13 protein-coding genes and 7 pseudogenes are annotated in these 18,479 nt (G+C 39.9%); 7 read left to right on the plus strand and 13 right to left on the minus strand.

From position 1 onward, the window contains the following. Positions 1-22: 22 nt before the first annotated feature. Positions 23-196 carry a hypothetical protein gene (locus E3U36_RS07585; protein WP_180816094.1) on the minus strand — a complete coding sequence of 58 codons (174 nt, stop codon included), beginning with the start codon at positions 194-196 and terminating at the stop codon, positions 23-25. Between E3U36_RS07585 and E3U36_RS07590 the strand changes: the two are divergent. Beyond that, a pseudogene (locus E3U36_RS07590) lies at positions 190-1,113 on the plus strand (IS5 family transposase). The gene E3U36_RS07585 and the pseudogene E3U36_RS07590 overlap by 7 nt on opposite strands. A 41-nt stretch (positions 1,114-1,154) precedes the next feature. Here the strand turns inward: E3U36_RS07590 and E3U36_RS07595 are convergent. Beyond that, positions 1,155-1,522: pseudogene (locus E3U36_RS07595) on the minus strand (hypothetical protein). Positions 1,523-1,749: 227 nt separating this feature from the next. Here E3U36_RS07595 and aac(6') point away from each other — a divergent pair. From aac(6') to miaE, 3 genes and pseudogenes are all read left to right on the plus strand, one after another. Next, on the plus strand, positions 1,750-2,193 hold the full coding sequence (gene aac(6'), locus E3U36_RS07600) for an aminoglycoside 6'-N-acetyltransferase (RefSeq protein ID WP_180816096.1): 444 nt from the start codon (positions 1,750-1,752) through the stop codon (positions 2,191-2,193). A gap of 334 nt (positions 2,194-2,527) precedes the next feature. Beyond that, positions 2,528-5,089, plus strand: coding sequence for a DNA mismatch repair protein MutS (gene mutS / locus E3U36_RS07605; protein ID WP_180816097.1), 2,562 nt, complete (start codon positions 2,528-2,530; stop codon positions 5,087-5,089). A gap of 2 nt (positions 5,090-5,091) precedes the next feature. After that, a pseudogene (gene miaE / locus E3U36_RS07610) lies at positions 5,092-5,312 on the plus strand (tRNA isopentenyl-2-thiomethyl-A-37 hydroxylase MiaE); the annotation flags it as partial. Between the two features lie 2 nt (positions 5,313-5,314). Here the strand turns inward: miaE and rpoS are convergent. The 9 genes and pseudogenes from rpoS to ftsB all read right to left on the minus strand — a co-directional run. Next, positions 5,315-6,185, minus strand: a pseudogene (gene rpoS / locus E3U36_RS12675) (RNA polymerase sigma factor RpoS); the annotation flags it as partial. A gap of 54 nt (positions 6,186-6,239) precedes the next feature. Then, positions 6,240-7,304 carry a murein hydrolase activator NlpD gene (gene nlpD, locus E3U36_RS07620; protein WP_180816099.1) on the minus strand — a complete coding sequence of 355 codons (1,065 nt, stop codon included), beginning with the start codon at positions 7,302-7,304 and terminating at the stop codon, positions 6,240-6,242. A 154-nt stretch (positions 7,305-7,458) separates the two neighbouring features. Next, a complete protein-coding gene (locus tag E3U36_RS07625) occupies positions 7,459-8,085 on the minus strand; it encodes a protein-L-isoaspartate(D-aspartate) O-methyltransferase (RefSeq protein WP_180816101.1) in 627 nt (208 codons plus the stop codon). Beyond that, positions 8,079-8,840 carry a 5'/3'-nucleotidase SurE gene (gene surE / locus E3U36_RS07630; RefSeq protein WP_180817582.1) on the minus strand — a complete coding sequence of 254 codons (762 nt, stop codon included), beginning with the start codon at positions 8,838-8,840 and terminating at the stop codon, positions 8,079-8,081. Before surE ends, E3U36_RS07625 begins: the two co-directional genes overlap by 7 nt. A 92-nt stretch (positions 8,841-8,932) precedes the next feature. Beyond that, positions 8,933-9,856 (minus strand): IS5 family transposase, encoded by a 924-nt coding sequence (locus E3U36_RS07635; protein WP_180816102.1) that lies wholly within the window; start codon positions 9,854-9,856, stop codon positions 8,933-8,935. A gap of 877 nt (positions 9,857-10,733) precedes the next feature. Continuing rightward, a pseudogene (gene truD / locus E3U36_RS07640) lies at positions 10,734-11,790 on the minus strand (tRNA pseudouridine(13) synthase TruD). After that, positions 11,756-12,268: a 2-C-methyl-D-erythritol 2,4-cyclodiphosphate synthase gene (ispF, locus tag E3U36_RS07645; RefSeq protein WP_180816104.1), complete on the minus strand. Its 513-nt coding sequence runs from the start codon at positions 12,266-12,268 to the stop codon at positions 11,756-11,758. Before ispF ends, truD begins: the two are co-directional and overlap by 35 nt. 23 nt (positions 12,269-12,291) lie before the next feature. Further along, positions 12,292-13,020: a 2-C-methyl-D-erythritol 4-phosphate cytidylyltransferase gene (gene ispD, locus E3U36_RS07650; protein WP_180816105.1), complete on the minus strand. Its 729-nt coding sequence runs from the start codon at positions 13,018-13,020 to the stop codon at positions 12,292-12,294. 93 nt (positions 13,021-13,113) lie between these two features. Further along, on the minus strand, positions 13,114-13,407 hold the full coding sequence (gene ftsB, locus E3U36_RS07655; protein ID WP_180816107.1) for a cell division protein FtsB: 294 nt from the start codon (positions 13,405-13,407) through the stop codon (positions 13,114-13,116). 480 nt (positions 13,408-13,887) lie between these two features. Here ftsB and E3U36_RS07660 point away from each other — a divergent pair, with 480 nt between their 5' ends. Both E3U36_RS07660 and queD read left to right on the plus strand, forming a co-directional pair. Then, positions 13,888-14,811: an IS5 family transposase gene (locus E3U36_RS07660; protein ID WP_180816108.1), complete on the plus strand. Its 924-nt coding sequence runs from the start codon at positions 13,888-13,890 to the stop codon at positions 14,809-14,811. A gap of 102 nt (positions 14,812-14,913) precedes the next feature. Then, positions 14,914-15,277: pseudogene (gene queD / locus E3U36_RS07665) on the plus strand (6-carboxytetrahydropterin synthase QueD). A gap of 42 nt (positions 15,278-15,319) precedes the next feature. On the opposite strand, the pseudogene queE reads toward queD, so the two are convergent. Continuing rightward, positions 15,320-15,994, minus strand: a pseudogene (gene queE, locus E3U36_RS07670) (7-carboxy-7-deazaguanine synthase QueE). A 171-nt stretch (positions 15,995-16,165) separates the two neighbouring features. Between queE and E3U36_RS07675 the strand changes: the two are divergent. Then, positions 16,166-17,539: an amino acid permease gene (locus E3U36_RS07675; RefSeq protein WP_180816110.1), complete on the plus strand. Its 1,374-nt coding sequence runs from the start codon at positions 16,166-16,168 to the stop codon at positions 17,537-17,539. Between the two features lie 94 nt (positions 17,540-17,633). Here the strand turns inward: E3U36_RS07675 and E3U36_RS07680 are convergent, their stop codons facing one another. Further along, positions 17,634-18,422 carry an endonuclease/exonuclease/phosphatase family protein gene (locus E3U36_RS07680; RefSeq protein ID WP_180816111.1) on the minus strand — a complete coding sequence of 263 codons (789 nt, stop codon included), beginning with the start codon at positions 18,420-18,422 and terminating at the stop codon, positions 17,634-17,636. Positions 18,423-18,479: the final 57 nt, after the last annotated feature.

An 18,479-nucleotide genomic window follows, 5' to 3' on the forward strand; every position in this document is an offset into this window, starting at 1 on the left:
AGTGGTTATAAATAAAAAAGAGCTATTTTTTTGTGACAAAGCTAACAACACAATTGTTAACTATTAATATGTAATTTATTGTCGACAGGTTAAAAATGTTATTATTGTAAAATGGGCTTTGTTGAATAAATCGAACTTTTAGGTGATTGGCGGAGCTGATCGCTAAATTCGTTTCAACATCAGGTCCCCATGGCAAAGCAAAAGTTTAAAATTACCAACTGGCCCGCGTACAACAAGGCACTCAGACAACGCGGTTCCCTGACGGTCTGGCTTGATGAGTCGGCCATCGCTGGATGGACTGACAGTTCTTCGCCTGAAGGTCGTGGCCGGCCGCTTTACTACAGCGATATGGCTGTTACCACTGTCCTGATGATGAAGCGTGTGTTTAACCTGTCGCTCCGGGCATTACAGGGCTTCGTTGATTCGATTTTTAAACTCATGTCTTAGCCGCTGTGCTGTCCGGACTACTCGCTGGTCAGCAGACGAGAAAAGAGCGTCAACATCAGCATAAAAACGCCAACGCGTGGTGAAATCTCGCATCTGGTCATCGACAGTACCGGTCTGAAGGTCTTTGGCGAAGGTGAATGGAAAGTCAGGCAGCATGGGGCTGACAGACGAAGAGTGTGGCGCAAGCTTCATCTGGCAGCAGACAGTGTGACTCATGAGATTATCTGTGCCGACTTATCGCTCAGCGGAACGACAGATGCGCAGGCACTGCCGGGCCTGATTAACCAAACCCACCGGAAAATCAGGGAAGTGTCAGCAGACGGTGCTTATGACGCCTGTTACTGCCACGACGCGTTGCTAAGAAAGAAAATCAGGCCCCTTATCCCGCCTCGAAGCGGAGCGAAATACTGGCCGGACAAGCACCATGAACGTAACCATGCGGTGGCGAATCAGCGTCTGAGCAGGAGTAATGATATGTGGAAAAAGAAAGTGGGTTATCACCGGCGTTCAGTGGCAGAAACAGCGATGTTCCGCATAAAAACTTTGCTGGGTGGCCATCTGAGGCTGCGTGACTATGAGGCTCAGGTAGGTGAAGCAATGGCGATGGTCAAAGCGCTAAACCGTATGACGTTGTTGGGTATGCCACACAGCGTCAGGATCGGATAACAGCTGTAGCAGAGGGAGCCATCCTGGCGGCTAATTCTGATTTATTCAACAAAGCCCATACCACCATTAAATGGGTCAACAATTAACCAACCTATTAATCCACCAAAGAAAAAATTACCAGCAACATACCATCCATTAGCACTAGCTTTTAACGGTAAGGTAACCGGTTTTAATCCTTCCTTTGTCAAAGTAATTTCATAACTTTTTTTACCAAAATAGCCACCCTCAGATTTTTCTAATGTAATTCCCTGAGGTGTTTTTCCTTGAGCAATGATTGATCCCTTTTCATCTTTGACGGAAAATTCAGCGCCATGCTATTAATCTGTATACACTGAGTTTTTTCACCCACTATCGTTGCACAACCACTCATCATTCCCATTGCAATTAAAGCTAAAACTAATTTTTTCATTATCATCCCTGTGATAGGTAAAGTTAAATAATTTTAACTAAAACAAGGTGTAAAATAAATATGAGGTTATTTATTTTATAGCCCCAATAAAACCAATTTGATTTAGCTATATATCGCGATTAAATAATATTGTTATAAAATAAGGAACCAATAAAGCCGTTTAAATTCGGCGTAACTTTTATCCAGCTAAAAAATAATTTTGTCGCTGTTAAAAAATAGGAAACGGTATGTCAATAATGATTAGAAATATGGAGAAAAATGACCGTACGGTTTGGGCAACTATGCGTCTGCAACTATGGGATCGACATGCCCATGATGCCCATCTTAGTGACATAGATAAAATGCTAAGTAGTAAGCAAAATGCAGGATATATCGCTATGTTAAACCATCAGGCAGTCGGTTTTGCCGAAATTTGCCTACGGGAATATGCCAACGGCTGCACCAAACAACCGGTTCCCTTTTTGGAAGGTATCTGGGTTAAGCCTGAATACCGTCAACAAGGTATTGGTCAGGCATTGATCAATAAAATAACCACCGATCTGATTGCAAAGGGATTTGAAGAACTCTGTTCCTATGCCGAAATTGACAATAAACTATCACATAAAGCTCATCAAAATTGGGGCTTTAATGAAACAGAACGCGTTATCTGTTTTCGTAAAGAGCTTATCTGATAGCAATTCTCACTGCTATGACGCAAGCAACTAAATAACAGTTACATATGTTTTCTCCACTCCGCTCGCAATGTAGTCAATAAATTTGCCATAGAACCTTTATGAGGCTAATTTTGTGAGCACTATTTTTTCATCGCCGTGACTTCTGGTTATTGCTTATCCATAGTATAGTGAAGAAAATTTTTCATAAGTGGCTAGATTTTGCTAACAAGCGGACAATCTATTTTAAAACCAATCCCTTACACAGCAAATTGTTCGGGTTTAATTAAAATAGCATTCAGCAAGCAAGTCTTACCGGCAATATTACAACTCAAAGAGTTAAAAAATAAAAACTATGACTAATTCCCAAAACTTCGCTTCCCATACCCCAATGATGCAGCAATATTTACGCCTTAAGGCACAACATGCTGATATTTTGTTATTTTATCGGATGGGTGATTTTTATGAATTATTCTTTGATGATGCTAAAAAAGCAGCCCAATTACTTGATATTTCATTAACTAAGCGTGGGCAATCGGCTGGCCAACCCATTCCGATGGCTGGCGTACCTCATCATGCCGTAGAGAGTTATTTAGCCAAATTAGTTCAGTTAGGTGAGTCGGTTGCTATCTGTGAACAAATCGGTGATCCCGCCACCAGCAAAGGCCCCGTCGAACGTAAAGTTGTTCGCATCGTAACGCCGGGAACCGTTACCGATGAAGCATTACTACAAGAACGTCAGGACAATCTATTAGCTGCGATTTGGCAAGAAGGTAATGGTTATGGCTATGCCACTTTAGATATCACTTCCGGCCGTTTTATTATCAGTGAAATGGCTGATATCAACACCATAAGCGCTGAATTACAACGTACCCGACCGGCAGAACTGCTCTATCCAGAGAATTTTGTCGATGTTGCACTATTTGAAAATAATAAAGGACTACGTCGTCGCCCATTATGGGAGTTCGAATTAGACACCGCTAGACAACAATTGAATCTACAATTTGGTACCCAGGATCTGATGGGTTTTGGTGTTGAAAAGGCGACATTGTCATTGCGCGCAGCTGGTTGCTTACTGCAATATGTTAAAGATACCCAACGTACAGCATTGCCCCATATCCATAGTATTACCATGGAGCAGCAAAAAGAGACCATTATCCTTGATGCCGCTACGCGTGGTAATCTTGAATTGACACAAAATTTATCAGGTGGTAGCGAGAATACGGTAGCTGCGATACTGGATCAGTGCGTAACGCCTATGGGTAGCCGGATGCTAAAACGTTGGCTACATAGTCCGTTGCGCAATCTAAATAAATTATTCAATCGTCAACAAGCGATAGCCGGACTCCAATCTTATTATTTCGAATTACAACCTTTTCTACGCCAAATTGGTGACTTAGAACGGATACTTGCTCGTTTAGCACTCCGTTCAGCCCGGCCTCGGGATCTGGTTCGCATGCGTCATGCTTTCCAACAATTTGCCGATATTCACGCGATATTAGATAAGATTGAATTTCCCTATTTGAAAAACTTGCAGTCACGCATTAGCTCCTTTGCATCACTGCAAACACTATTGGAAGAAGCCATTGTTGACACACCACCGGTGTTAATGCGAGACGGAGGAGTGATCGCAACCGGATATCATAGCGAACTTGATGAATGGCGTGCATTGGCCGATGGTGCCAGTGATTACTTGGAAAAACTTGAATTGCGGGAAAAAGAGAAATTAGGTATTGATAGCCTAAAAGTCGGCTTTAATGCGGTGCATGGCTATTACCTGCAAGTTAGTCGTGGACAAAGTCATTTGGTACCTATCCATTATGTTCGTCGCCAAACTCTAAAAAATGCCGAACGGTATATTATCCCTGAGTTGAAAGAATATGAAGACAAGGTGCTAACTTCTAAAAGTAAAGCATTAGCAATTGAGAAAAAGCTTTATGAAGAACTGTTTGATCTGTTATTACCCCATGTATCAGCATTGCAAACTAGCGCCGAAGCGTTAGCAGAATTAGATGTACTCAATAATTTGGCAGAGCGCGCCGAGACTTTGGACTATCGCTGCCCAATATTAAATGATAAACCTGGCATAGAAATTGTTGCTGGACGCCATCCAGTCGTTGAGCAGGTACTTAGTGAGCCATTTATTTCTAATCCACTGCATCTGTCACCACAACGTCGGTTGTTAATTATTACTGGCCCCAATATGGGCGGCAAAAGTACTTATATGCGTCAAGCAGCCTTAATTACACTGCTTGCTTATATAGGTAGCTTTGTGCCAGCAGAAAAAGCGATTATTGGCCCAATTGATCGGATCTTCACTCGGGTTGGTGCGTCGGATGATCTTGCTGCCGGTCGGTCAACTTTTATGGTGGAAATGATAGAAACCGCTAATATCCTTCATAATGCGACAGAACAAAGTCTGGTATTAATGGATGAAATTGGTCGCGGTACTTCAACCTATGATGGCCTTTCACTTGCCTGGGCTTGTGCGGAAAATCTGGTTAGCCAGATTAAAGCTATGACGTTATTTGCTACGCATTATTTTGAATTAACCAATTTGGCAGATAAGCAGGAAGGTGCGGTTAATATCCATCTGGATGCAATAGAGCATGACAACACGATTGCGTTTATGCATAACGTTCAAGAAGGCGCTGCCAGTAAAAGCTATGGCATAGCGGTGGCTTCATTGGCGGGTGTCCCCGCCAAGGTTATTCAACGAGCAAAACAGAAATTAATCGAGCTAGAAACGCTCTCCACGCTGCCAGCAAATAAATCTATTGATAATTCACAACTAGCAAAAGTAGTGGAAAAGACGGTTTCACCAGCCATTGAAACTCTCGCAAAGTTAAATCCTGATACATTAACACCTCGTCAAGCGCTAGAATTGATTTATCGGTTAAAAGAAATGGTGAAATAGTTATGTTATATGATGCAAAATTACTTGATCCAATTCACCATTTTTAGCCTGCAAAACACCGCAAGCGTGGATAGACAAAGCCAGTCAGCCAGAAAACTTAGCGATTATTTTATGCGATCACCTGTTGTGTGAACTAAAAGCCGCGCAAAGTGCTATGCTACTGTTGCGAAAATATGCCGTTGATGAACAGAGCAGTGATACACTCTTACAATGGTTACAACCTTCTACCTCTTCTAACGTTTCCGATTCATAACCTAATAAACCAAAGCGGCGTGCTAATACTTCACGCTGTTTTGCATTCAGTTCAAACAGCCATTTAACAATACTTTCTTTCATATTGTTAGCTTGGATAGTTCCTTCTGGCCCTGAATCATTATCATCAGATAACACATCAAGTAACGCTTTATCTGAATCACCACCGATTGGAGTATCAACAGAAGAGATCCGCTCATTTAGCCGCAACATCCGGCTAACATCATCCACCGGTTTGTCTAAGCGTTCTGCAATTTCTTCGGCGCTTGGCTCATGATCAAGTTTCTGAGCCAATTCTCTTGCAATACGCAAATAAACATTTAACTCTTTAACGGATATGAATCGGTAAGCGGATAGTACGCGTCTGATTCATAATTGCTCGTTCAATAGTTTGGCGGATCCACCATGTTGCATAAGTTGAAAAACGAAAACCCTTTTCTGGATCAAATTTTTCAACCGCCCGAATTAATCCAAGGTTGCCTTCTTCTATCAGATCCAGTAGGGCAAGATCACGATTACTATAGCGACGAGAAATTTTTACAACCAAAAGTAAATTACTCTCAATCATACGCTGACGTGATGCTACATCACCACGTAAAGCGCGCCTCGCATAAAATACTTCTTCTTCCACTATCAGAAGAGGTGAATATCCAATCTCACCAAGATAAAGCTGAGTTGCATCTAGAACACGTTGATTAATATTTTGAAATATATCTGAATCATCATCTTGCTCTAAATTTAAGTCCTCTTCTTTTAGCAAGCTTTCATCGAAAGCTTCCGCATCCATGCTAGTTTCGTCTAAATCGTCATATAACTCGTTAACTTTTAGCGAATTTTGGCTCATCAGTCACTCCTACCCTTGATAATGCAGACAGCATTGACAAGCAATCTGTCCAAGTTATCGTTGCGAAAGATAACGCAACGGGTTTACTGATGTTCCCTTGTAACGAATTTCAAAATGAACTCTTACCGAACTTGTACCTGTGCTACCCATAGTGGCAATCTTTTGCCCTGCCTGAACCTCCTGTTGATCACGAACTAATATAGTATCATTGTGAGCATAGGCACTCAGATAGTCATCGTTATGTTTTATTATTATAAGATTTCCATATCCACGTAATGCATTTCCAGAATAAACCACTTTTCCTGCTGTAGTTGCAAAAACAGGTTGACCGCGCGATCCAGCAATATCAACACCTTTATTTCCGCCCTTTACATCAGAGAAAGATTCAATCACTTTCCCTTCGGCCGGCCAGCGCCACTTACCTACTGTATTGACTACGCTGTTACTATTTAAGCCCGAAGATGCTGTTGTTGCAGGCGGCGTAGAAGGTGTTAGTGGCTTGGATGCTCTCGGTAACATCTTTCCTGAATTTTGCTCACTGACAGATGAAGCATACGCATTAGTTGACTGAGAATCAACATTTGTATTGTTAGTATTCGGAGTACGATTAGCAACTACCATTTCTGAGTCGGTAGAACTACTACCAATATTAAGTACTTGCCCAATATTTAAACTATAATGTTCTGCAATTTTATTACGTTGCGCTAGATCACGATAATCATTGCCTGTTATCCAAGCAATATAAAACAGCGTATCACCTCGTTTAACAGTATAGGTGTTACCACTATAGCTTCCTTTTTGGATATTATCATAATTTCGGTTATAAATTATTCGGCCATCGGTGTTAGTCTTAGGTGCTGGTATCACTGGCTGATATACCGGCTTGTTTATACTATTATTTTGATTACTAACAGAAATATTTTTAGGAGAAGAGGGTATTGGCGTATTTTTTGATGATGTATTGAAAGCAGGATAAGTATCAATTGGGCGGCTACTATCTTGGACACTACTAATTGGAGCTGCTGGATGATATGGTGTCGAGCACCCTATTAACATTGTGCCTGTTATTATACAGATAGTTGCCCATCTAATCGCAAATTTTGGGCTGTTAAAATTCATACTTCTTCTCCCATGAAGATAAATCTTGAATAAAAATCGATAATGTAAGTCATGATAGACAATTTATCGCAATAACTAAATAATAAATTATTATGCTTATTAAAGCAGAGATTAATAAAACATTAAATTATCTATCGCTAAAATATTACCTATTTCATGCCAAACTTCCAGGAATTAAAGGAACAAATCGCACTGACTCTACCGTTGTAGCATGAAAATCATTACCCTGACGTTTAATGACTTTTAACATCTGTTTTTTCTCACCGACAGGTAATACCATGCGGCCACCATCTTTCAATTGTTCAAGCAACACGAGTGGGAGTTCTGCCGGCGCCGCGGTGACAATGATTCCATCAAAAGGCCCCTTTGAAGCCCATCCCATCCAGCCATCTCCATGACGGGTTGAAATATTATGGAGATCAAGTTGTTTTAATCTACGTTTAGCATTCCATTGTAGCCCCTTAATCCGTTCTACCGAAAAAACCCGCGCGACAAGATGAGCTAAAATGGCTGTTTGATAACCCGACCCTGTGCCTATCTCTAAAACATGATCCGAAAGAGAAAGCGTAAGTAATTTTGTCATCCGAGCAACAATATAAGGTTGCGAAATAGTCTGAGAAAAACCTATAGGTAAAGGAATATTTTCATAAGCTTTATGTGAAAGTGCTTCATCGACAAAACGCTCACGAGGAACTTTTGCAATAGCTGCCAATAGACCTTCATCTTTAATCCCTTGATGGCGTAGTTGTGTCAATAAATCTCTCATTGACCGTTTTAGCATTCCTCACTTGCCTCTGCTTTTAATAACCAATCTTTAACAACTTGCTGATCTTTATAAGCGGTTAAATCCACTTGTAATGGCGTAATAGAAACATAACCCGCCGCTACTGCAGCAAAATCAGTATCTGGACCCGCATCAGATATTCCGCCAACTGGCCCTAACCAATAGACCGTATCGCCCCTTGGATCTTTAGATGGATCAACTTTTTGAGCTGCATGACGACTACCACAGCGTGTCACTTTGTAACCTTTAATTTCCGATAAAGGAATATCAGGAACATTAATATTAAGAATATTACCCGCTTTTAATGGCGTTTTCTGTAATAATTTTAATAAATGACAAGTTACTTCTGCTGCTGTTTGGAAGTGTGTTTCATCATTCAATGAAACCGCAAGTGCAGGTAAACCAAGATGACGTCCTTCTGTCGCCGCTGCAACGGTACCTGAATAAATAACATCGTCACCCAGGTTGGGTCCATGATTAATACCCGAAACGACGATTTCAGGAGAGGGTAGAATAAGCTGATTAACGCCTAAATAAACACAATCCGTTGGCGTTCCCTGTACTGAGATGTCGCCATTGGCTAACTTAGCTATTCGTAATGGTTTATGAAGTGTTAATGCGTTTGATGCCCCACTTCGGTTTCTATCAGGTGCAACAACCTGAACGAAATAATGTTTACGTAATGCAGTAGCAAGCGTTTGGATGCCAGTTGCTGTTACACCATCATCATTACTTAGCAATATCCTTAGCATTATTGTATCCCGTTGATTGATATTGAACATTATATTGGCTTTGTTGAATAAATCAGAATTAGCCGACAGGATGGCTCCCTCTGCTACAGCTGTTATCCGATCCTGACGCTGTGTGGCATACCCAACAACGTCATACGGTTCAGCGCTTTGACCATCGCCATTGCTTCACCTACCTGAGCCTCATAGTCACGCAGCCTCAGATGGCCACCCAGCAAAGTTTTTATGCGGAACATCGCTGTTTCTGCCACTGAACGCCGGTGATAACCCACTTTCTTTTTCCACATATCATTACTCCTGCTCAGACGCTGATTCGCCACCGCATGGTTACGTTCATGGTACTTGTCCGGCCAGTATTTCGCTCCGCTTCGCGGCGGGATAAGGGGCCTGATTTTCTTTCTTAGCAACGCATCTTGGCAGTAACAGGCGTCATAAGCACCGTCTGCTGACACTTCCCTGATTTTCCGGTGGGTTTGGTTAATCAGGCCCGGCAGTGCCTGCGCATCTGTCGTTCCGCTGAGCGATAAGTCGGCACAGATAATCTCATGATTCACACTGTCTGCTGCCAGATGAAGCTTGCGCCACACTCTTCGTCTGTCAGCCCCATGCTGCCTGACTTTCCATTCACCTTCGCCAAAGACCTTCAGACCGGTACTGTCGATGACCAGATGCGAGATTTCACCACGCGTTGGCGTTTTTATGCTGATGTTGACGCTCTTTGCTCGTCTGCTGACCAGCGAGTAGTCCGGACAGCACAGCGGCAAAGACATGAGTTTAAAAATCGAATCAACGAAGCCCTGTAATGCCCGGAGCGACAGGTTAAACACACGCTTCATCATCAGGACAGTGGTAACAGCCATATCGCTGTAGTAAAGCGGCCGGCCACGACCTTCAGGCGAAGAACTGTCAGTCCATCCAGCGATGGCCGACTCATCAAGCCAGACCGTCAGGGAACCGCGTTGTCTGAGTGCCTTGTTGTACGCGGGCCAGTTGGTAATTTTAAACTTTTGCTTTGCCATGGGGACCTGATGTTGAAACGAATTTAGCGATCAGCTCCGCCAATCACCTAAAAGTTCGATTTATTCAACAAAGCCCATTATATTAAGAACCAGGCTATTTTATCCAACTATTATCATCTATGATAAAAAAGATTATGGGTTGAAAATAGCGTCAATAATAGATTACAGCAAGAATATCATTAAGTAACAATAAAACACATCAAATTACGATAGAAAAATGAAGGTCTAATATTAGTGGATGTGAATGTAATAAAATAACAATATAATTTTTTTGTTTTACCAACTACCTGAAAAATAATAAAATATCTAATTACAATTATCATTTTTTAAATAACATCAATAAGATACGCCAAAATAATATCCAGTGAAAATACTATCTTAACCAAATATCTAACTAGCAATACATCAATCAATAAAAAAAAATTTCTAATAAATATTAAAAATGTATAAAGAGTTGTTGACTAAATACTATCAACACTACCAGTCAATAACGAACAAAATAAGCAAGTTAACTTTTTACAACAACAGAAATAACACTTGCCCAATGTATTAACCGCTAATTTTTTATTAAAATTTTGTCTGTTGAATTCTAATATTTTCATGTAATCTTAAAATCTATTGGGCAAATTTGAGTAGCTATTTTCAGCCTCTTTTATTTTGACTTTAGTTAATAACAGAATTTATCAATTAAGAGTTGCAAGCAATCGGTTACATCTGACTGATAATAGCAAAATCACAATTTTACCTTAATGGCGCTTATTACAAAAGAAGGCTTAATACCTTTAAAAACAAACTGACAACATAATTGTTAAATTTTAAATCTTATTATATTTATATAATAAGATTTATCATCAACAACATTATTTTTAACAGAATACTATTCAGCAATATCAATAATATTTTCAGTAGATTTATTAATTAATTCTCGTATCACACTAGTGGCAAAACTACCCTTAGGTAATGAAAAAGACAAGACAATCTCAAGGTTTGCTGCTCTAACCATTTCCAATGCATATTACTAGGAACAACAATGATCGCTCGTCGAACCAAATTTGTTCGTTCAGCTTCCAGCAGCGGCAATAAAACAGAAAAATGAGTTAAGCACTGCTGTTCAAACAGTTTAGCTTCTGATTGAGTTCCTAATTCTTTTTCACCATATAGCGGAGCGGTAATTTGAATTTCGCCAGCCTGCAATCTTAGTTGTAATTGAGATAACTCTTCACTCTTGGCAACGAACCAACTACCACTGCCGGTTAATTGCATAACATCACCGTCCATTACCTGACGTACTTTATTATTAAGCATACGTTCGCTGACGATAAAATTAAATATAACACTGTGAACGGCAGAAAGATAAAAACTATGTTTATTACGCTGCTTAACTTCAATTTCACCTTTTGCCCAACGCTCAGCTTGCAAGAGATTATTACCCGCTCGAACAAAGCGCTGCTCACCAAAATAGTGAGCTACCCCGAATGTTCTGATTTGCTGCAAACGTGTTTCCACTGCTTGCTGATCACTAATATGTCGAATAGTTAACTCAAAATCATTGACTTTTAATGAACCAATACGCAATTTACGTTTCTGTCGTTTCTTCACTAGCAAAATTTCACATCCTGCAAGTGAAAACTGGCTAAAATCGGGATCTTCCTTTCCCGGCAAATGAAGACAAAACCACTGTTCTGTCACTGCTTGCCTATCTTTTATCCAGCATAGCTGACGCTACGTGGAGAAATACCAACAAATCGGGCCAACTGGTCGGCTACAAATAGAGTATTACAGCCCTTTTTTCTAACATACACCATCAAGTGTTCACCCTCACCTTCAGGTGAAAATCCCAGATCTTCACGTACAATAAAATCTTCAGCCGTTAATTTTATTGCTCCGCTTGCTACTGGTTTACCATGCAGCCACTGAAGTGCTGTCACCATCATGACTATTATCCTTTACTAATAAAACCACTGCTTCGCAAGCAATGCCTTCTTTTCTACCAATCAATCCAAGTTTCTCCGTTGTGGTAGCCTTAACATTGACATCATCAATATGGCAACCTAGATCATCCGCTATATTTTTGCGCATATCAGCAATATATGGCAGCATTTTGGGTACTTGAGCAATAATTGTGATATCAAGATTACTAATACAATATCCTTTTTTCAGCACCTGCGAATACGCCTCACGTAACAAACCGCGACTATCGGCATCTTTAAAAGCCGGATCGGTATCAGGAAAAAGTTTACCGATATCGCCTAATGCTGCTGCTCCAAGAATAGCATCTGTCACTGCATGTAAGGCGACATCACCATCAGAATGCGCTATTAATCCTTGTTCATAGGGAATTTTCACTCCACACATTGTAATTGGGCCATCTCCACCAAATTTATGTACATCAAATCCATGTCCAATCCGCATGAACGATACTCCTAACAATAGTCTTATAAAGCGCGAGAAAGGTAGAATTCTGCTAACATCAAATCTTCTGGTTGAGTAACCTTTAAATTATCCACTCTACCTTCCAGCAATTGAGGATGGTAACCGCAATATTCAAGCGCCGAAGCATCATCGGTAATTACCGCTTTTTGCGCTAATGCTTGAGTCAAACAGTTTTTGATTAATGCTAAAGGAAAAAATTGTGGCGTCAGTGCATGCCAAAGTTCACTTCGTTCAACAGTATGACTAATATCTATTTTTCCTTGAACTGAACGTTTCATTGTATCTCTTACTGGCGCTGCCAAAATACCACCATAAGAAGACTGTTTACTATCAATAAAACGAATAATACTATTTAAATCAGTTTGATGTAAGCAAGGTCGAGCTGCATCATGAACTAAAACCCAACAGGGATCTAGCTGTAAATTGTCTGATAAATAATTCAGTCCAGCCAAAACTGAATCAGCCCTTTGACAACCACCAACGACTGTTTTAATTTTTGCATTTTTAGCAATCGCTAATTGATGAAAAAAGATATCATCCTGATTTAACGAAACAATAATTTGGGAAATTCTTGGCTGCTTAAGTAAGGCATATATGGTATGCTCAATAATCGTTTTTCCAGCTACTTTCAAATATTGCTTGGGACAATCCGATTTAATACGATTGCCAATACCAGCGGCAGGTATTAAAGCAGCAATTTGCACTTTATGATTAGATATAAATTTATTCATTGTTTTAGACTGTTTTCTTATGAATTACTACTTTTTCGTCATAATATTTGTAAATAATTTTGTGGCCGGAAAAAATATTATTAATTACAAATTTTATTTATGGTTTGGAAAAGCGTTCTCATTCACTATTCGATAAAAAGACTCTCCAGGTCTAATCATACCAAGCTCAAAGCGGGATCGCTCCTCAATAGCTTCGCGTCCCCCATTCAAATCGTCTATTTCAGCAAATAAACGTTCATTGCGTACTTTAAATTTCGTATTCAACGTTTCTAGCGCTGCAACTTCACTTTTTATACGCAAATAGTCATGGACACCATTTTTACCAAACCATAGTGAATATTGTAACCAGCAACACACCGCCAACAATATCAGCGCTAATTTACGCATCGCAGCCCCCTGCAAGACTCACTTATCATCCCACAACTTACCCTATGACGCTACCTATCACAGATAAGTTATTAATAAAAAATTTATAAATAAATATGAAATAGAGTCAAACGGGTCTTTTTATTATTGACAAAGTATAGCTTAGCTATATGTCAAAAAAAAGTTTGTTTTTACCATCTAATAAGTTGATCAATTTAAAATATTTTGTTGGTTAACTGTTTTTTTATTTAAAGTAAAAAATTATGCTGAAAAATTCTTTCATTCTATTTTATATTCATTAAGTTATCACACAAGGTCAAGATAATATAACCATATCTCATTTTTAAAATGATTAAATTATTTTTAACTCACATAATGAGATTAATTAATCAAAAGTTTCTAATATAAAAAATGCACTCATTCAGAGGCTTTGTTGAATAAATCGAACTTTTAGGTGATTGGAGGAGCTGATCGCTAAATTCGTTTCAACATCAGGTCCCCATGTCAAAGCAAAAGTTTAAAATTACCAACTGGCCCGCGTACAACAAGGCACTCAGACAACGCGGTTCCCTGACGGTCTGGCTTGATGAGTCGGCCATCGCTGGATGGACTGACAGTTCTTCGCCTGAAGGTCGTGGCCGGCCTCTTTACTACAGCGATATGGCTGTTACCACTGTCCTGATGATGAAGCGTGTGTTTAACCTGTCGCTCCGGGCATTACAGGGCTTCGTTGATTCGATTTTTAAACTCATGTCTTTGCCGCTGTGCTGTCCGGACTACTCGCTGGTCAGCAGACGAGCAAAGAGCGTCAACATCAGCATAAAAACGCCAACGCGTGGTGAAATCTCGCATCTGGTCATCGACAGTACCGGTCTGAAGGTCTTTGGCGAAGGTGAATGGAAAGTCAGGCAGCATGGGGCTGACAGACGAAGAGTGTGGCGCAAGCTTCATCTGGCAGCAGACAGTGTGAATCATGAGATTATCTGTGCCGACTTATCGCTCAGCGGAACGACAGATGCGCAGGCACTGCCGGGCCTGATTAACCAAACCCACCGGAAAATCAGGGAAGTGTCAGCAGACGGTGCTTATGACGCCTGTTACTGCCAAGATGCGTTGCTAAGAAAGAAAATCAGGCCCCTTATCCCGCCGCGAAGCGGAGCGAAATACTGGCCGGACAAGTACCATGAACGTAACCATGCGGTGGCGAATCAGCGTCTGAGCAGGAGTAATGATATGTGGAAAAAGAAAGTGGGTTATCACCGGCGTTCAGTGGCAGAAACAGCGATGTTCCGCATAAAAACTTTGCTGGGTGGCCATCTGAGGCTGCGTGACTATGAGCCTCAGGTAGGTGAAGCAATGGCGATGGTCAAAGCGCTGAACCGTATGACGTTGTTGGGTATGCCACACAGCGTCAGGATCGGATAACAGCTGTAGCAGAGGGAGCCATCCTGGCGGCTAATTCTGATTTATTCAACAAAGCCTCATTCAGATAAAATGTTTGCATTAATATAATTGATATGTGCCACAATGAGCGCAACAATTTTTAAAGACTTTCAGTTTGAGGCTGCCCATCGACTACCCCATGTTCCCGTAGGGCATAAATGTGGACGTTTACATGGGCACTCATTTATGGTCAGATTAGAATTAACCGGTGAAATTGATCAACAAACAGGCTGGATCGTTGACGTTAGCGATATTTCTAAAGCTTTTAAACCTTTATGGCAACAATTAGATCATCATTATCTTAATGACATAGAAGGATTAGAAAATCACTACTAGTGAAGTTATTGCACGTTGGATTTGGCATAAAATGAAACCCATTTTGCCACAATTAAGTTCGATAATGATTAAAGAAACTTGTAATGCAGGTTGTATTTATCGCGGTGAATAAACCCCGTCCTTTATTTTCAGCACCGATTGGTGCTGAGTACTATTAAGCGATATCTAGATATTTATGCATTTGAACCGATAACCGCCAATTACGTTTAATACAGGTTTCAATACAAAGCTGAGTCGCATTAGCATTTTGACTAATCGGTTGCAAACAAATATGTGGTGCAGGATGATTGGGCTAAAGCTGATTAATCAAAGATTCTAATGCATCAATATCTTTTTGGCGCCCGACAGGATGCTTAATTTCATTTGCTCGATTTAACTCTGCCGGCAATATACTAAAACCACCACGCATCGCCACTTTTGGTGATACAGTTACCCAAGTTTTTTCAGAGCAATAAATATTATGTGTCCCACTCGTCTCGATTTGGCATTGATAACCATTTTTTTCTAAATTATCAGTTCATTCGGTTAGATCATATAAACAAGGTTCTCCCCCTGTAATGACGATATGACGAGCGGTATAATTATTCTGTTCAAATAGATCAATAATTTGTTCTGAACTACACGCTGCCAACTCGTCACTTTCGATCTTTTTAGCTAAGATTATCGATAATGGCCGTTGTTGTTGCTTATTTTTAGCCCAAGTATGTTTAGTATCACACCAACTACACCCGACTGGACAACCCTGTAAACGAATAAAAATTGCTGCTACTCCGGTAAAATAGCCCTTTCCCTGTATTGTTTGAAAAATTTGATTAATTGGATAATCCATGACGTTCTCTAAAATAACTTAATAATTTGCATATTATTGCAGATATCTATCCCTAGAACACCTTTCTTTATGTTATGGTTAACAACTTGTGCTTTGTAGTTATCAAAACCATTTAGGTTGTGAACTGGGAGCATATCCAGCACATTAAAAAGAAAGATGGAAAGGCAACACATGAACAATACAAATCAACTTAAACGGGGATTGACTGGAAGGCATATTCGCTTCATGGCGCTAGGCTCTGCAATTGGTACAGGGCTTTTTTATGGTTCAGCTTCAGCAATACAGGCGGCCGGCCCAGCGGTACTGCTTGTCTATATGATTGGTGGAGCAGCAGTTTTTATGGTTATGCGAGCACTGGGTGAAATGGCCGTCGACCACCCAGTGCCAGGTTCTTTTTCTCAGTATGCTAGCCACTATATGGGGCCATTAGCCGGTTTTCTTACTGGATGGAATTATATCTTTGAGATGTTAATTGTCTGTCTGGCCGATGTAACTGCCTTTGGCACTTATATGCGCTTTTGGTTTCCTCAAGTTGAACAATGGATATGGGTATTAAGTATTGTCTTATTTATTGGCGCATTGAACTTGTGTCATGTGAAAATTTTCGGTGAAATGGAATTCTGGTTATCAATTATTAAAGTGATTGCCATTATTGCGATGATCATTGGTGGTGGTGCAATCATGTTATTTGGTTTTGGTCAAGGAACTGAACATCATGCAACTGGTTTATTTAACCTTTGGCAACATGGTGGCTTTATGCCTAATGGTGTAGAAGGAATTATTGCCTCACTAGCAATCGTTATGTTCGCCTTTGGTGGTATTGAAGTGATCGGCATTACTGCAAGTGAAGCTAAAGAACCAGAAAAAAATATCCCTAAAGCCATTAATGCTGTGCCATTGCGTATATTACTGTTTTATGGTTTAACGCTATTTGTCTTAATGTGCATTTTTCCTTGGAATCAAATTGGACAAAATGGCAGTCCATTTGTACAAATTTTTGCCAATTTAAATATCACTTCTGCCGCTAATATCTTAAATATTGTTGTCATTACAGCTGCTATAGCTGCTATTAACAGTGATATCTTTGGAGCTGGCCGTATGATGTATGGTATGGCCCAGGAAGGGCAAGCACCTCGTTCATTTATGAAAGTTAGCCTCACTGGTGTTCCCTGGATGACAGTAGTTGTTATGTCGGTAATTATGCTGATCGGCGTTTATCTCAATTATATTATTCCAAAAGATATTTTTGTAATAATTGCCTCTTTAGCCACATTCGCAACCGTTTGGGTTTGGTTAATGATCTTGCTTTCTCAAGTTGCTATGCGCCGTAAAATGAGCGCTGAAACGGCAAGCAAACTGAAATTTAAAGTACCATTTTGGCCGATTGGTCCATTCATCACCATCTTATTTATGGTGTTTGTCATCATGCTGTTAGGCTTTTTCAAAGAGACACGCGTTGCTCTGATCGTAGGAATGATTTGGATCGTCTGCTTGTCAATTACTTACTACTTATTTATTAAAAAAGAAAATATATCAATAAAATAGCATTGATAACTAACATCATTATCTGAGTGCAAACCTAATATTTAAAATAGAAATGCTAAATCAGCATTTCTATTTTTTTATTCTCTGATTAAAACTATTTGATACTAAACTTGGCAGAAATGGGATTATGATCAGAAGATTGCGTTTTAATCACTGCTGCATCCAGAAGGGTCAAACTACGATAGAAAACATAATCTAATGGGTAACCAAAGATGATAGTGCGTTCATCAGTGCCAAAATTGACTTCTTTCATCCGTAAACTGCGCGTAAAACGTTTAAGTGCATTTATACGTTGTCGACTCCAGGTATTAAAATCCCCAGCAAAAATCACTGGCCCTTGATGTCTTTTAATATGCTCCCCTATATTGTGTAGTTGCCGACTATAAATATCCACCCCAAAACTAAAATTAACCGCATGAATATTAATAATCATTAAATTTCGGCCATTATGTAATGGATAAACGGTAATTAACGCTGATTTCTGTAACCGAAGTAATGGCTCTTTTTCCCGCAATGGACAACAATAAATTGGATGAGATCTTGCTAACGTCATTACTCCAGAAGCGTGTTGAGGGAAAACAATTGCTGGCACTTGATCAGCAACTAAATGTTGAGATACGACAAAATCAATAAGTTGAGGTGAAGTTTGAGCTTCTTGTAACAGAATCAAATGTTTATCTATGACTAATTTATTTAAAACTGAATACCAGTTTGGGCGTTGCTGCTTATAAATATTCCATGAAACAATGCTTAATTCATCACTTTCTGAGAATAATGGCATCCCTATAGGTAAATCATCATCAAGCGTATATTCAGATACAGGTAAAATACGCTTTGCTGGCTGGCCAGCAATATAACGCAATGAATAAATTTTCTTTGTCACCTCAAATAACCCTTAAAAATCGAATATTTATTAATCTATCCAATACATAGATAATAG

Source organism: Arsenophonus endosymbiont of Aphis craccivora (assembly GCF_013460135.1).
Lineage (GTDB): Bacteria > Pseudomonadota > Gammaproteobacteria > Enterobacterales > Enterobacteriaceae > Arsenophonus > Arsenophonus nilaparvatae.

Excerpts from the sequence above, each read along its gene's own strand:
- mutS (WP_180816097.1), top strand. The coding sequence starts at position 2,528 with ATGACTAATTCCCAAAACTTCGCTTCCCATACCCCAATGATGCAGCAA.
- nlpD (WP_180816099.1), bottom strand. The coding sequence starts at position 7,304 with ATGAATTTTAACAGCCCAAAATTTGCGATTAGATGGGCAACTATCTGT.
- E3U36_RS07625 (WP_180816101.1), bottom strand. The coding sequence starts at position 8,085 with ATGCTAAAACGGTCAATGAGAGATTTATTGACACAACTACGCCATCAA.
- surE (WP_180817582.1), bottom strand. The coding sequence starts at position 8,840 with ATGCTAAGGATATTGCTAAGTAATGATGATGGTGTAACAGCAACTGGC.
- E3U36_RS07635 (WP_180816102.1), bottom strand. The coding sequence starts at position 9,856 with ATGGCAAAGCAAAAGTTTAAAATTACCAACTGGCCCGCGTACAACAAG.
- ispF (WP_180816104.1), bottom strand. The coding sequence starts at position 12,268 with ATGCGGATTGGACATGGATTTGATGTACATAAATTTGGTGGAGATGGC.
- ispD (WP_180816105.1), bottom strand. The coding sequence starts at position 13,020 with ATGAATAAATTTATATCTAATCATAAAGTGCAAATTGCTGCTTTAATA.
- ftsB (WP_180816107.1), bottom strand. The coding sequence starts at position 13,407 with ATGCGTAAATTAGCGCTGATATTGTTGGCGGTGTGTTGCTGGTTACAA.
- E3U36_RS07660 (WP_180816108.1), top strand. The coding sequence starts at position 13,888 with ATGTCAAAGCAAAAGTTTAAAATTACCAACTGGCCCGCGTACAACAAG.
- E3U36_RS07675 (WP_180816110.1), top strand. The coding sequence starts at position 16,166 with ATGAACAATACAAATCAACTTAAACGGGGATTGACTGGAAGGCATATT.